This is a genomic window from Streptomyces sp. NPDC002623, assembly GCF_053592635.1.
Genome location: NZ_JBSFWB010000038.1, coordinates 1 through 14,112 on the forward strand (window position 1 = coordinate 1; position 14,112 = coordinate 14,112).

10 protein-coding genes are annotated in these 14,112 nt (G+C 74.7%); all 10 read left to right on the forward strand.

Translation table 11 applies throughout. The annotated features are described in order from the left end of the window. Positions 1-164 precede the first annotated feature (164 nt). Genes ACWD4O_RS40625 through ACWD4O_RS40670 form a run of 10 tightly spaced genes read left to right on the forward strand, consistent with a single transcriptional unit; the run spans position 165 to position 13,848 of the window. Entirely contained in the window at positions 165-821 is a 657-nt protein-coding gene (locus ACWD4O_RS40625; RefSeq protein WP_451288073.1) for a hypothetical protein, read from the forward strand. Then, positions 814-1,134, forward strand: a complete 321-nt coding sequence (locus ACWD4O_RS40630; protein ID WP_451288074.1) for a hypothetical protein — start codon at positions 814-816, stop codon at positions 1,132-1,134. The genes ACWD4O_RS40625 and ACWD4O_RS40630 overlap by 8 nt, the downstream gene beginning before the upstream one ends. Before the next feature lie 2 nt (positions 1,135-1,136). Further along, the gene (locus ACWD4O_RS40635; protein ID WP_451288075.1) at positions 1,137-2,285 is read left to right on the forward strand and encodes a phage late control D family protein; all 1,149 of its coding nucleotides are present in this window, start codon (positions 1,137-1,139) and stop codon (positions 2,283-2,285) included. A gap of 39 nt (positions 2,286-2,324) precedes the next feature. Then, complete coding sequence (locus ACWD4O_RS40640; RefSeq protein ID WP_451288076.1) at positions 2,325-2,822, forward strand: phage baseplate assembly protein V; 498 nt, start codon at positions 2,325-2,327, stop codon at positions 2,820-2,822. Further along, complete coding sequence (locus tag ACWD4O_RS40645) at positions 2,822-3,133, forward strand: hypothetical protein (protein ID WP_451288077.1); 312 nt, start codon at positions 2,822-2,824, stop codon at positions 3,131-3,133. Before ACWD4O_RS40640 ends, ACWD4O_RS40645 begins: the two co-directional genes overlap by 1 nt. Further along, a complete protein-coding gene (locus ACWD4O_RS40650) occupies positions 3,133-3,501 on the forward strand; it encodes a GPW/gp25 family protein (RefSeq protein ID WP_450951005.1) in 369 nt (122 codons plus the stop codon). The genes ACWD4O_RS40645 and ACWD4O_RS40650 overlap by 1 nt, the downstream gene beginning before the upstream one ends. After that, the gene (locus ACWD4O_RS40655; protein ID WP_451288078.1) at positions 3,498-6,083 is read left to right on the forward strand and encodes a hypothetical protein; all 2,586 of its coding nucleotides are present in this window, start codon (positions 3,498-3,500) and stop codon (positions 6,081-6,083) included. The genes ACWD4O_RS40650 and ACWD4O_RS40655 overlap by 4 nt, the downstream gene beginning before the upstream one ends. Further along, positions 6,080-8,566 carry a hypothetical protein gene (locus ACWD4O_RS40660; RefSeq protein ID WP_451288079.1) on the forward strand — a complete coding sequence of 829 codons (2,487 nt, stop codon included), beginning with the start codon at positions 6,080-6,082 and terminating at the stop codon, positions 8,564-8,566. Before ACWD4O_RS40655 ends, ACWD4O_RS40660 begins: the two co-directional genes overlap by 4 nt. Continuing rightward, the gene (locus ACWD4O_RS40665) at positions 8,563-10,722 is read left to right on the forward strand and encodes a hypothetical protein (protein ID WP_451288080.1); all 2,160 of its coding nucleotides are present in this window, start codon (positions 8,563-8,565) and stop codon (positions 10,720-10,722) included. The genes ACWD4O_RS40660 and ACWD4O_RS40665 overlap by 4 nt, the downstream gene beginning before the upstream one ends. Positions 10,723-10,725: 3 nt before the next feature. After that, positions 10,726-13,848 carry a DUF6519 domain-containing protein gene (locus tag ACWD4O_RS40670; protein ID WP_451288081.1) on the forward strand — a complete coding sequence of 1,041 codons (3,123 nt, stop codon included), beginning with the start codon at positions 10,726-10,728 and terminating at the stop codon, positions 13,846-13,848. The last annotated feature ends 264 nt before the right edge of the window (positions 13,849-14,112 follow it).

Consider the following 14,112-nt stretch of genomic DNA (forward strand, 5'->3'; position numbering starts at 1 on the left):
TTGTGGCCCCGGGCGGCGGGGGGCCCCCCCGCGGGGCGCGCTATCACTCGCGCGAGTGATCGCGCGCCGAGCGGGCGCGACGGAGGGAGCGAGCGGCGCGGCGCGGCGCGGCTTCATACGTTCCCGTGACGCCGGAGTGACGCGGACCGGGGCAGGACTTCTCCATGAGCGGTTTTCCGGGCAGCCCCCGTACCTTGCGGGGCGCCGTGGTGGCGGTCGACAGCAGCGGGCCGCTGTCGCGGCTGGTGGTCTTCCAGTACAACCCCGACCAAGTCGTCCGCACGCTGCGTCCGCGCGGTCCCGCCTCCTCGCATCCCTCCGGCGCCGCGGACGCCCACCGGCTGTGGGGCGCGCCCGTGGAGACGGTCTCGCTCACCGTCGGCGTCGACGCCACCGACCAGTTGGAGCGCGGCGATCCGGTGGCCGCGCTGACCGGCGTCGCGCCCCAGCTCGCCGCGCTGGAGATGCTGCTCTATCCGGGCATCGCCACGGTGGTGGAGAACACGGCGATGCTGCTGGCCGGCACCATCGAGATCCTTCCCATGGAGAGCCCGCTCACCCTGCTGATCTGGGGTCCGGGACGAGTGGTTCCGGTCCGCATCGAGAGTCTCACGATCACCGAGGAGTCCTTCTCGCCCGAGCTGTTCCCCACCCAGGCCTCCGTGCAGCTGTCGGCTCAGGTCCTCTCCTACAACGACCTGTCCGTGAACGACGCCGGCCATGCGCTCTTCCTGGTGCATCACGCGATGAAGGAGACGATGGCCCTCGTGGCCGGCGCCACGGCCGCGGCCACGGTGGCAGGGGGTGCGACCGGTGTCTGACAGGGCCCTGGGAACCAGCCGGTACGACGGAGTCGGTACGGCGACCACCACCGTCGAGGACCCGGTCGACGGCCTGCGGCAGGTACGTCATCTGCGGGTGCGGCGGCATGTGCCCGGCCTCACGGCCGGACGGCCACTGGCACTCCACACGGTGGCCGAGGGAGACCGTCTGGACCTCGTCGCGCAACGCTACCTGGGCGACCCGCTGGCCTACTGGCTCGTCGCCGACGCCAACGCCGCCCTGGATCCCGACGACCTGACCGACTTCCGCACCGTGGGCGCCGTCCTGGTGATCCCCGCACCGGGAGGATGACGATGAGGCAGATGCCGGCCTCCGGCCTGCGGCTCACCGTGCTCGCCGGCGCGACCATTCCCACGCCGCTCCCCGCTGACCTGACCGCACGCCTTCTCTCGGTGCGCGTTCGGGAGGACGACGGCGCGCGCTCGGTGTTCACCCTCACCTTCGACGCCGGACGGTCCGCACCGATCGCCGCGCTGGACACGCCGGTCCTGCGTCCGCCCCTCGTGCCGTTCGCCCGGGTCACCGTCGTCCTCACGTTCGCGGCGCTGCCGCGCGTCCTGTTCGACGGCATCATCACCAACCTCGAGCTGACCCCCGGTGACGGGCCGGGCGGGGCCACCCTGACGGCCACCGGGGAGGACGTGTCCTACCTGCTCGACCGCCGGGAGGTGGACGCCGAGCATCCCGCCATGGACGACTTCGCGCTCGTCAACCAGATCCTCGCGCGGTACGCGTCGCATCGCATCCTGCCCATGGTGATCCCCCCGCGGGTCGCGGACCCTCCTCTTCCGATCGAGCGGATCCCCACCCAGCACGGCACCGATCTGGCCCACCTGCGCGAGCTGGCCGGCCGTCACGGGTACGTCTGCTATGTGGTCCCGGGCCCGCAGATCGGCGCCAGCACCTTCTACTGGGGGCCGCCGGTGCGGTCCGGGGCGCCGCAGCCGGCCCTCTCGGTGGATCTCGGGCCGGAGACCAACGTCCGTGCCCTGCGTTTCCGCACCGACGCGCTCACGCCGGTGCTCGTCGAGGGCGATCTGCAGGATCCGCGCACGGGCGCGCAGATGGCGGTGGACACGGTGGGCAGTCTCCGCCCGCCGCTGTCGTCGCGCCCGCTGTGGGCCTCGCACACGGGGGACATCCGCAGGCGGCGCCTGGTGCGCGACAGCGGGACAGGGGCGATCGGTGCCTTCGCCCGAGCCCAGTCCCTGGTGGACTCCGGCGTCGACGCCGTGGTCGCGGAGGGCGAGGCCGACGGGGGGCGCTACGGCGACGTCCTGCGCCCGAGGGCTCTGGTCGGCGTCCGGGGAGCCGGCTGGTCGCACGACGGCCACTGGTACGTGCGCCGCGTCGAGCACGAGCTGGCGCCGGGCTCCTACGTCCAGCGGTTCACCCTGACGCGCGACGGTCACGGCCCGACCGTGCCCGTCGTGCGACCGTGACCCCCGGCGCCGAAGCCGCAAGGTACAGGAGAGCGTGGCGTGAAAAGGTTCTACGGCAAGTACCGCGGCAAGGTCACCTGCAACGTCGATCCCCTGATGCGGGGAAGGGTCCAGGTCAGCGTGCCGGCCGTGCTCGGGAAGGGACGGCTGTCCTGGGCCGAGCCCTGTGTGCCGTACGCGGGCCGTGGGGTGGGGTTCTTCGCCGTGCCGCCCGAGGGCGCCAACGTCTGGGTCGAGTTCGAGGCGGGCAATCCCGACTACCCCATTGTGGGGGGTTGTTTCTGGGGCACCGGCGAGGCTCCCGCGTCTCCGGCCGTGCCCCAGGTCAAGGTATGGAAGACGGACGCCGTCTCGATCACGTGCAGCGACCTTCCCGGAGGCGGCGGCCTCACCATTGCCGTCGGTCCGCCGGTCTCCGCCCTGCCGATGAGGATCGCGTGCACGGCCGACGGCATCGAACTGTCCCTGGGCGCCGCCAGCGTGACGCTGAGCCCCACCACGGTTTCGGTGAACAAGGGTGCCCTGGAGGTCACGTAGTGCCTGGATTCCTCGCCCACGAAGGGGCCGTCACGCTGTGCACGCACGCGGCCCAAGCCCGTCCGGCCGTCCTGAACCCCCGGGTCAAGGTCGGCGGCCGGCCGACCGCGGTGCTGGCCGCCCCGTGGCTGGTCACCGGCTGCGCGCCGCCCGGCCTTCCGCCCTGTGTCACCGCCCAGTGGGCCACCGGCACGACAAGGGTCAGGTCGACCGGCATGCCGCTGGTGATCCAGGGAGGCACCGCCGTGTGCGCGCCGTCCGGCGGACCGCTGTTCGTCGTCGCCGTCCAGCCCCGCGTGCGGGGGATCTGATGCGCTTCGGCTTCCCTCTGCGCCTGGACGCCCGCGGCCGGCTCGCCACCGTGGACGACGAGGAGTACCTGCGCGGCCTCGTCGAGGCCGTTCTCTTCACCCGGCCGGGCGAGCGGGTCAACCGCCCCGACTTCGGCAGCGGGGTGGACCGGCTGGTCTTCGCACCCAGCGGCGACGAACTGGCGGGGGCGACGCAGTCGCTGGTCCAGGCGGCGGTGCAGCGGTGGCTCAGCGACCTGCTGCGCGTGCACGAGGTCCGGGTCGAGGCCCGCGACGCGGTGCTGGACGTGACGATCCGCTACACGCCCCTGCGCCAGGACACCGCCGAACCGCGGGTCCTGCGGCTCACCGGCCGGGGGACGCCGTGACCGGCCCGGGCGCCGTCGCCGCCGAGGCGACCGTGTTCGGCATCGACCGGGACCGCAGACGCGCGCTGGTCGCGGCCACCGCGGACCCCGCGCTCGACGGGATCGACCACGTCGAGGTCCTCTCCAACCGGCCCGACAGCCCCGAGCACGTGCCGGGAGCCCCTCGGCAGCGCACCCTCGCCGTGCACCTGCTGCGCGGTCCCGTGCCCGAGGATCTGGTGACCGGCCCGGACGGCCCCAGGGTCGTCGTTGTCGGCGGGGTCCGCGCCGACTCCCGACGCAACCCGGTCGAGGTCGAATGGGCGCTCCCCGCCACCGAACTGACCTCCGCCGCCGATACCCCGGCGCCGGTGACGGAGGCCGACCGCGCCCTGGTGGCGGCGTGCGTGCCCGAGGAGGCACGGGCGAAGGTGCTGATCGTCAGGACGTCGTCGCCCGGTGACCGGTCGGCGTGCGTCCTGCGCCTGCTCGGGCCGGCCGGAGCGGCCGCTCCGGCCGGCTTCGACGTGCCGTTGGCGCAGGCCCCGTTCACCTTCGCCGTGGACTGCCCTGCGGACGCCGTCCGCGGCCGACCGAACCCGACGCCGCCCGTCACCGCGGCCTCGCCGGTGCTCGACTACCTCGCCCGCGACTACGAGGCCCTGCGCACCAGGCTCCTGGACCGGATGGCGGTTCTGCTGCCCGACTGGACCGACCGGTCACCGGCCGACATCGGCGTCACGCTGATCGAACTCTTCGCCTATCTCGGCGACCGCCTGTCCTACCGGCAGGACGCGGTCGCCCAAGAGGCGGCGCTGAGCACCGCCCGCCGCAGGGTCTCGGTCCGCCGGCATGCGCGGCTGCTCGACTACCACGTCCACGAGGGCTGTTGCGCACGCACCTGGCTGGCCTTCACCACCGATGCCGAGGTCTCCCTGCGGGCCGGCACGGCTGTGGGCGAAGGAGCGGGACCGCCCGGCCGGCGGCCGCCCGCCGCACGCGACACGGCGCAGGCCGACGCCGCGGTCTTCGAGACCTGCGCCCCAGTGGTGCTCACCCCCGCCAGGAACAGGCTCTTCCTGCACGCCTGGGCGGAGGCGGACCACGTCCTGCCCGCCGGCGCCCGCTCCGCGTTCGTGGCGGTGGCCTCGGACGGCGATCCCGCCCTGTGCGCCGGTGACGTGCTGGTGCTGGCCGAGCTGGGCCCCTCGGGCACCCTCGTCGACGGCGATCCGACCCACCGGTACGCCGTCCGGCTGGACCGGGAACCGGTCGAGCACGTCGACGCGCTGGCCGGCCACGGCGGCGGGGCCGCCACGCAGCGGGTGCTGGAGATCCACTGGCACCGTGACGACGCCCTGCCCTTCCCGCTGCGGGTCTCCCGGCCGGTCGGCGACCGGGCCGCGGGCACCGCGGTCGCCCTGGCCAACATCGTCCTGGCGGACCACGGGGCCTCGGTCCACGACGACACCCCCGTACCCGCGCAGGTGCCGTGGCAGGGCGGCTACCGGCCGTTCCTGCGCAGGGCGGGACTGGCCTGGGCCGCCCCGGCGGATCCCGGTCCGCTGAACGGGGTGCCCCCCGGCCAGGGCTGGGAGAGCGCGAGTGCGGCTCTGCGCCCCGATCCGCGGCGCGCCGTCGCCCAACTCGAGCTCGACGACGGCGCGCGCCGCTGGCTGCCGCGTCCCGACCTGCTGGACAGCGACCGGGCCGCCGCCCATGTGGTGGTCGAGACGGAGGACGACAGAACCATCAGGCTCCGTTTCGGCGACGGCGTGACGGGGCGCCGCCCCACCCCGGGGACGACCATGACCTTGCGGTACCGGCTCGGCGGCGGCTCCTGGGGCAACGTCGGCGTCGACACCCTCACGGAACTCCTCGGTGCTCCGGGCGGCACCAGGCTCACGGGCGTCTTGGTCACCAACCCCCTGCCGGCCGCAGGCGGCCTCGACCCCCAGCCGATGGCGGAGGTACGGGAACTGGCGCCCCGAGCCTTCCGTACCCGCCTTCAGGCGGTCACCTCCGACGACTACGCCGCGATCGCCGGTGCGGACGGCGCGGTGCGGCAGGCCGTGGCCTCACCCCGGTGGACGGGCTCGTGGTACGCGCAGCAAGTGGTCGTGGATCCGGACGGGACGACGGACGAGCAGCTCTTCGACCGGCTGGCCGGCCTGCTGGACGTGCGACGGACCGCGGGGGTGGACGTCGAATTCGCCGAGGCGGCCCTCGTGCCGGTGGAGATCGGCATCGGCTGCTGCCTGGACCCGGGAACCCTGCGTGTCCAGGCCGAGCAGCGCCTGCGTGAGGTCCTGTCCGCGTCGGTGCTGCCGGACGGGCGCCGCGGGCTCTTCCACCCCGACAACCTGGGTTTCGGTTCGTCGCTGTACCTCAGCGACCTGATCGCGCAGGCCATGTCCGTGCCCGGAGTGGTTCAGGTCCAGGTCGAACGGTTCTGCCGTGCGGGTGCCGACGCGGCCACGAACCGCGCCGCTCTCACCCGCGGCCGCCTGGACGCCTCGCGCCGCGAGATCCTGTGCTGCCGCAGCGATCCGGACAGCCCTGAGACCGGCTTCGTCGATCTGGTCGTCGGAGGCGGCGCATGACCGAGCCGCTCCCCCGGCGCCGCGACCGGCCACCGGCCGCCGGTCAGCCGGAGCAGTTCCCCGCCCGCGTCCACGTCACGGCCCACGGCCGGTCCATGGCGAGGATGCGCACCGCCCTGGCCGCCCCCAGCCAGCCCGTGGGGGTGCGCGCCCTCGCCCGAAGGCCGCCCGACGAGCCGGCCATCGCCCTGCTGGACGCCTGGGCGGTCGTCGCCGACATCGTGGCCTTCTACACCGGGCGGGTGGCGCAGGAAGGCTTCCTGAGCACCGCGACCGAACGGGAGTCGGTGCGGGAGCTCACCCGTGCCCTGGGGCACGAACTACGGCCCGGGGTCGCCGCCCAAACCGACTTGGCGTTCACCGTGGAGGAGGCACCGGGAGCGCCGGAGATCGTCACCGTGCCGCAGGGCACGGCGGTCCAGAGCGTCCCGGGCCCCGGGCAGAGCCCGCAGATCTTCGAGACGGGCGCCGACCTCGAGTGCCGGGCCGCGTGGAACCGCGTCCCCGCCGTCGCCACCGTCCCCCAGCCGCTGGGAGCTCGTCCGGCCCGGATCTGGGTCGAGACGGCGGCGTCCGCGGTCCAGGCGGGCGACACGCTGCTGGTCGTCACCGGGTCCGGCACCGACGGACCGTCGTCGGCCTGGGCCTGCGCGGTGGTCACCGATGTGGCGGCGCAGCCTCCCGGGCGTCCCGGCTGGACCCTGCTGTCGGTGTCCGCGGCGTCCGGCACGGACCTTCCCAGCGACACCCTCCTGCTCGTCAAGGGCGCCCGCGTCCACCGCTTCGCCCAGCGGGCCGCTCTGTCCGGCTGGAACATGCCGGAGGGCGAATCCGTCGCCGCGGACGGACCGACGGCGCCCCCGCCGCGGCCAGACGAGAAGCTGGTGCTGGAACTGGACGGCGACAATCTGCGGATCCTGCCCGGCTCCTGGCTGGTCGCAGAGTGCGCACGGCCGGCCGACGGCCACACGACGGCCGCCCAGGAAGGCGGCGGGGAGCGCCGACTGTACCGGGCGGTCTCCGCCTCCCCTTCGGCCAAGGCGCACAGCGGCTTCGGCACACGGACCACGGTGGTGCGCACCGACGGCGCCGACCGGGAGTTCGACCCGCGGAGCACGCTTGTGCACTGCCAGTCCGTGGAGTTGCCCACCAGCCGCATGCCGCGGACGGAACCGGTCGCCGGCCGGAGGCTGGAGTTGGCGGCGACCACACCCGGCTTGCCGCCGGGACGCGCGGTCGTCGTCCAGGGATGGGACGTCGGGAAAGGCGCCACGGCCGCCGAGCGGGCCGAGATCGTCGACTGCACCGTCGATGCCGCGGGCGCCTTCATGACGGTCACCCTGGACAGGGAACTGAAGGGCGCGTACGCGCCGGAAACGTTCGTCCTGCGCGGCAATGCGGTGACGGCCACCCATGGGGAGACGGTGAACCAGGTGCTGGGCAGCGGCGACGGCGAGCAGCGGTTCACCGCCCTGCCCATCTGGCGCGGCCCGCTCACCTACGTGCGGACGGCCGCCCTGGCGGGAGCCGGGAGCACGCTGGACATCCGGGTGAACGGCGAACTGTGGACGGAGGTGCCGACGCTGCGGGAGGCCGGACCGAACGACCGGGCGTACGTGGTGCGCAACACGGAGGACGGCACGGCGACCGCGGTCTTCGGCGACGGTGTGCGCGGCGCCCGCCTGCCGACCGGCACGGAGAACGTGACCGCGAGCTACCGCGTGGGCATCGGGGCCGACGGCGCCCTCGGCCCCGGTCAGCTGAGTCTGCTTCCGCGCCGCCCCCTGGGCATCGCGACCGTGGACAATCCGGCGGCCGCGCACGACTGGGCTCCTCCTGAGACGCTGGAGGACGCGCGGGGCGCGGCGCCCCGTCGGGCCCGCACGCTCGACCGGGTGGTCTCGGTCGGCGACTACGAGGACTTCGCGCAGGGTTTCGCAGGCGTCGCCACGGTGCGGGCCGACCTGGTCCTGGACGGCAACCGCAGGACCACCGTGGTCTCGGTGACCGGTGAGCGCAACACGCCCGTCGGCGAAGGGCTGCTCGCCGATCTGACCGCGGCGTTCCGGGACGTCTGCCCTCCGGGTGCCTGGGTGCGCGTGCTGGCGGCCGACGTCCTCTGGTTCGGGGTCCGGGTGGGAGTGCTCGTCGACCCCGCCCATGAGCGGCCCGCGGCGGTCCGTGCCGTCGCTGCGGCTCTCGAGCTACGTTTCGCACCCGACCGTCAGCGGTTCGCGACCCCGGTGACCGCGTCGGCCGTGACGACGACGGTGCGGGCCGTGCCAGGTGTCATGGCCTGCGACGTTCCCCGGCTGTTGCCGCTGCCCGCCGTTCCCGGGGCGGGGGTTGCGCTCCCGCCGGACACGGAGTCGGTGCGGGTGCTCACGTCCTCCCCCGCCCACCAGAGCGCCGAAGGCGTCCGCCCGGCGCGGCTGGTGGGCCTGGCGCCCGGCGCGGTGGAGGTCACGGTGATGCCCGCGTGAGCGGCTCGGTGGACGAGACGGGCGTCCAGGGCGACCCGGAACGGTTGCTGTCGCTGCTTCCGGCCCATGTACGCGCCCGGGACGAGCAGTCGGGCGGAGCCCTGCGCGCCCTGCTGTCGGTGGTCGCCGGGGAACTGGGCGTCCTGGAGAGGGAGCTCGCGGGGCTCTACGACGGCTGGTTCGTGGAGACCTGCAGTGAGGAACCGCTGTCGCATCTCGCGGAGCTGATCGGGCTGACCGAGGCTCTGCCGGACCTGGGCGAGGGGCACGGCTGGCGGACCGTCGTCGCCCACACCGTCTCCTACCGTCGGCGCAAGGGCACCGTCGCGGTGCTCGAGCAGGTCGCCAGGGAGGTCACCGGCTGGCAGGCGCGCGCCGTCGAGTACTTCAAGCTGCTGGCCACGACGGTGCACGTCAACCATGTCCGCCTGGACAGACCGGCAGTGGCGTCGCTGCGCAAGGCGAGCCGTCTGGACCACACCGGCGGTCCGCACCCGTACGCCCGCGGTCCCGCCACACCGCAGGACTTCGAGCGAGGCGCGCTCGATCCGCTGATGCGGACCGCCGAGGTACGCGGGATCGGGTCGGAGCGCGGCCGTTACGGCATCTCCCAGCTCGGCGTCTTCCTCTTCCCCTTGCGCAGTCACTCGGTGGGCGACGCCGATGCGCCCGGGCGATGGCCGCAGGCCCGGCCCGACGGACCGGGCCGTTGGGCCTTCGACGCCCTGGGCAGGCCCGCGCCCCTGTTCGCCGCCGCGCCGCCGGCGCAGGCGACGCGGGAGCAGGCCGCCTGCGAACCGGACCTGCCCGTCCCGCTGCGGGCCCGGAGGCTGCACGCCCTGCTGGAAGCCGCGCGTCACGGCGAGCTGGACGCGCGGCAGTTGCCGCTGGGCGTCCGGATCGGCCGGGACGCGCCACCGCTGCCGCCCGAACGGTTGCGGGTGTGCGGCCTCGAGCCCCTGGCGGGCGGGGACGAGGACCAGGCGTGCGTGGACCCCGTGACGGGCCGACTGCTGCTGTTCCGCGGCCGCGCCCCGCTGGAGACGGCCGAGGTCTTCGTGCGGTACCACTACGGTGCTCTCGCCGAGGTCGGCGCCGGGACGTACGACCGGTCCGCGGGGTTCCACCGGGCCCTCGAGGCAGACGGGTACGGCGGCGAGGGAATCGTCCGGCGGATCGACGTCGGCCCGGGCGGGCAACGGTCGCCGGCCGCGGGCGTCGTCCGGGCGCGGGAGGCGCTCGCCGGGCTGCCGCCGGGCGCCACGGCGATCGTCGCGATCGGGGACAACGCCTCCCGCTCGGCGGACCTCTCCTTCAACATTCCCAAGGGGACCCGTCTGGTCCTGGTCGCGGCCTCCCCGCCGCGGCGGGAGCCCGAGGCGGGCTCTCCGGGGCGGTCCGCGGACGCCGCGTGCGTCCCCGCAGGGCTCCGTCCCCATCTGCGCGGCTCCCTCGTGGTCACCGGGGAGCAGGGCAGCAGCCTGGTCCTCGACGGGCTCGTCGTCGAGGGAGACGTGACGGTGCGGGCCGGGTCGCTCGCCCGGCTGGTGCTCTCCCAGTGCACGGTCACCGGCCGCGTCACAAGGGCGGCCGACGCGCCGCCCGGGGACGGCGGGGTCCGTCGGCTGGAGCTGATCCGCAGCGTGGTGCGGGCCGTGGACTGGCCCGAAGGCCTGCAGGACATCGCGATCAGCGACTGCATCGTCGACGCGGGCGCCGCCCGACCGGCGCTCACGGCGCCGGGGGCGCGTCTGACGGTTCGGGCGAGCACCGTGCGCGGCGCGCTGCGGGTGCGCACGCTGGACGCCGCCGACACGGTCTTCGACGGCCGCCTGCGCGTCGAGGACCGGCAGGAGGGCGGCCTGAGCCACTGCTACGTCTCACCCGGATCCCTCACGCCGCGCCGCTTCAGCTGCGCACCGGCGAGCCGGGAACACTCGCTGCTCGCACCGGTGTATGCATCGGAGGAACCGGGCTCGCCGCTCTACCTCGCCTTGGCGAGGACCTGCCCGGACGCGATCCGCGAGGGCGGCGAGGGCGGCACGGAGATGGGCGCGTACCACCACCTGCACCGGCCGTCGCGCCTCGCCGCGGTCCGACGGCACCTGGCGTCGTACGTGCCCGCGGAGCTGGAAGCCGGGATCATCTGGAGTTGAGCCATGCACGGAGACTTCACCCGCTGGACCTTCGCACCGAAGGAGGCCTACCGCTCGGTCCTGCTCCAGCAGGGCCGGGTGGTGCTGGACGCCGACTGGAACGAACAGGCCGCACTCACCGCCCACCACGACGAGACGCGCACCCTCGACCTGGCCGGGCCGGCCGGCGGTCCGGCCACCGGTGCGGGCTTCGCGATCGTGGGCGCGGACGGCGCGCCCGCCGAGGCGGCCCGATGGGAGGACCTCTCGGTCACCCCCGGGCGCTACTACGTGGCCGGAATCCTGGTCGAGGCGCCCGCCCCGCCGCCCACTGCAGACGGGGAGCGGGCCGGGTGGCCCCTGCGCGACCAGCCCCATCTGCGGGAGGTCGACGGCCTGTCGGCGCTGCCGGAGCCGCCGCCCGGCCGCTACACCGCCTTCCTCGACGTGTGGACCCACCATGTGACCGCGGACGAGCGCCCCGCCCTGCGCGAAGCGGCGCTGGGCGGTCCGGACACCGGCAGCCGTGCCCAGACGGTCTGGCAGGTGCGACTCGCGTCAAAGGAAACGCCCAGGACGCCAAGATCGATGGCGGCCTCGCTCGGGAAGCCGCATGCGGAGCTCGATCCGTGCGCGGTGGCCCCCGCCGGCGGCTACCTGGGCCTGGAGAACCAGCTCTACCGGGTGCAGATCCACCACCCGGGCCCCGAGCCGACCTTCCTGTGGTCACGCGAGAACGGCAGCGTCGTCGCGGGCGTCACCGCCATCGCCTCCGCCTCCGAGGCCGAGCCCGTCTCGCACCTGACGCTGGATCGGGAGGGCCGCGACGAGGAGCTCTCCATCCGCCGGGACGATCTCGTCGAAGTCACCAGCACCGATCTGCAGATCCGCCGGCAGCCGGGCTTCCTGGCCACCGTCGTCGCGACACGCGGGCTGCAGCTGACCGTGCGCTGGTCCGGCCCGGCTCCCGCCCTCGCCCAGCTGGGCAGAACGCCCCTGGCGCGGCGCTGGGAGGGACTGCTGCCGGTGACCGAGGACCACCAGGACCTGGAGAACGGCATCCGGGTGCGGTTCCCCTCCGGCGGAACGCCCGCCAGCGGCGACCACTGGCTGATCCCCGCCCGCACCAGCCGGCTGCTCCACGGCCAGACCTCGCAGGCCGGAACCATCGAGTGGCCCCCCGGCGCCGACGAGCGGGGCGAGCCCACGACCCCCGTGGGGCCGGTGATCCACAGCGCTCCCGTGGCCCTCCTCACCCGGGACGCAACCGGCTGGACCCTGGAGGGCGACTGCCGGCACCTGTTTCCGGCCCAGACCGAGCTGATCACCCTCGACCTCGCCGGCGGCGACGGGCAGCAGGCCCCGCCGGGGTCGCCGCTGCCCCAGCCTCTCCGCGTGGCGGCCCGCAACGGCGGGCTGCCGCTTCCCGGCGCTCCGGTGCTCTTCACGGCCGAGAGCGGCGTGCTCACCGGACTCGGCGCCGGCAGGACGGGCCGGAGGATCACCGAGGAGACCGGACCCGACGGAGTGGCCGCGGTCGCCTGGACCCTCGACCCCCAGGGCGGACCGGACCAGCGGCTGACGGCCGCACTCCTGGAACACCCGGACGCGGAATCGGGGATCCCGCCCGAGCTCACGATGACCGGCCGCCTCGCGATCGCCGCCCGGATCGCCTGGCAGCGCCCGGCCGAGGCGGCGGCCTTCGCCGAGCCCCCGACCGTCCAGAACGCCCTGGAGCGGCTGGCGACCCTGCGCCGGCTGCGCCTCCTCGGCGGCGACGGCCAGCACCTCGGCCCGCGTGACCGGGTCCTGCCGCAGCCGGTGCGGGCCGTCGTGGACAGCGCCTGCGGCCCCGTCCAGGGCGCCACGGTGACCGCCACGGCGAGCGGCCAGGGGCTGGTCGCCGTGGCCCGCCCCGCCGACACCGGGCCGCCCGAACCGGGGTCCGCGCTGTGGGGGGCGGCCAAGGACTGGGTGACGGGTCCGGACGGCACGGCGGCGTTCTGGTGGCAGCCCGATCCCGGCGTCGCCTCCGACGTCCTTCGTCTTCGCCGGCCCGACGGCCCGGACGCGCCGCTCGCCGTCACGGCGCAGAAGTTCCTCGAACGCGCGGTGGCGGCCGACGTCTCCTGGACGCCTCCCGGCCCGTGCCCGGGTTCCCCTTCGACGAGGACCGTCCAGGCGGCCCTGGCATGGCTCGCCGAGCGCCGCAAACTGCGGCTGGTGAGCGGCGACGGCCAGTATCCGCGGGTGAGCAGCCGGGTCCTGCCGCAGCCGGTGCGGGTCGTCGTGGACAGCGCCTGCGGCCCGGTCCGGGGGGCCACGGTGGTCGCCAGGGCCAACTCCGGGGCCCTGACCGCCGAGGCGAGCGGCAGCACGCCCCCCGGACCCGCCTCTCCGGCCTGGACCGGCACGGGCGAGAGCGTGACGGGCGAGGACGGGACGGCGGCGTTCTGGTGGCAGCCGGCACCCGGCGCGGCCGCAGACACCCTCAGGCTCCGGCTGAAGGACGGCGACGGCGCCACGGTCACCGTCGCCCTGGCGCCGCGACCGGGCGTCCACATCACGCAGGTCACATGGCTGGAACCCGAACAGGGAGAGTTCCGCAACGACGACGACGTCGTCCCCGCCACCCTCGCCGGCGGGATCTCCGCCGCGCTGGACCGGCCCATCGACCTGCGCAGCATCATGCACTCCGCCGCCGACCGGCGGCCCAAGCCGGTGTGCCATGTCGCCCTCGACCTGCCGGGGCCGATCGCCAACGAGTTCCCCTGGGCGGGGATCGCCAACCCCATGAAGAACGTCATGCTCAGCACCGTCGTCCTGCCGCCCGCCCCCTTCACCGGCGCCGTCTCGGACCGCACTATCGAATGGCGCCCCATCCAGGACGACACCGCCCCCGCCGCGAAATGGCTCACCGACAGACTCCCCGCCAAACTCGCGGAGCTCCCGCCCTCGCTCCGCCCCGTCACCGGACGCTTCGTCATCGAGGGCTCCGCGATCATCGCCAAGGACGACCCGGACCTGCGGCTCAACTGCCACGCCCCGCACGTCCTGGACGGAGACCGCACCCGGCTGCTCCTCCCCACCGACGACGCGGTCCCCGGAGGCCGCTTCGTGCAATGGTTCCGCCTCAACGTTCCCTAGCCTGTTCTTCATGGACTGACCCGGTCTCGTCCGGCGGCGGTCCCGGGCCGCCCGGCCGTCTCGCCCACGTCGCAGCGGGCGTCGGGGCACCGGTCTTCGAGCCGAGCGGTGTGCCGGGGCCGGGCCGGGCGGGTCTCGGCACACGGGCCGGGCAGGGTAGGGGCTGTCGCGCAACCTCCGCTCGGCGAAGGCCGAGAGCGGGCTTCGGCTGTGCGGCTGTGCGGCTGAGCGGCTGAGCGGCTTGTCGAGGCTGCGGACCGTGCC

Excerpts from the sequence above, each read along its gene's own strand:
- ACWD4O_RS40670 (WP_451288081.1), top strand. The coding sequence starts at position 10,726 with ATGCACGGAGACTTCACCCGCTGGACCTTCGCACCGAAGGAGGCCTAC.
- ACWD4O_RS40660 (WP_451288079.1), top strand. The coding sequence starts at position 6,080 with ATGACCGAGCCGCTCCCCCGGCGCCGCGACCGGCCACCGGCCGCCGGT.
- ACWD4O_RS40635 (WP_451288075.1), top strand. The coding sequence starts at position 1,137 with ATGAGGCAGATGCCGGCCTCCGGCCTGCGGCTCACCGTGCTCGCCGGC.
- ACWD4O_RS40625 (WP_451288073.1), top strand. The coding sequence starts at position 165 with ATGAGCGGTTTTCCGGGCAGCCCCCGTACCTTGCGGGGCGCCGTGGTG.
- ACWD4O_RS40650 (WP_450951005.1), top strand. The coding sequence starts at position 3,133 with ATGCGCTTCGGCTTCCCTCTGCGCCTGGACGCCCGCGGCCGGCTCGCC.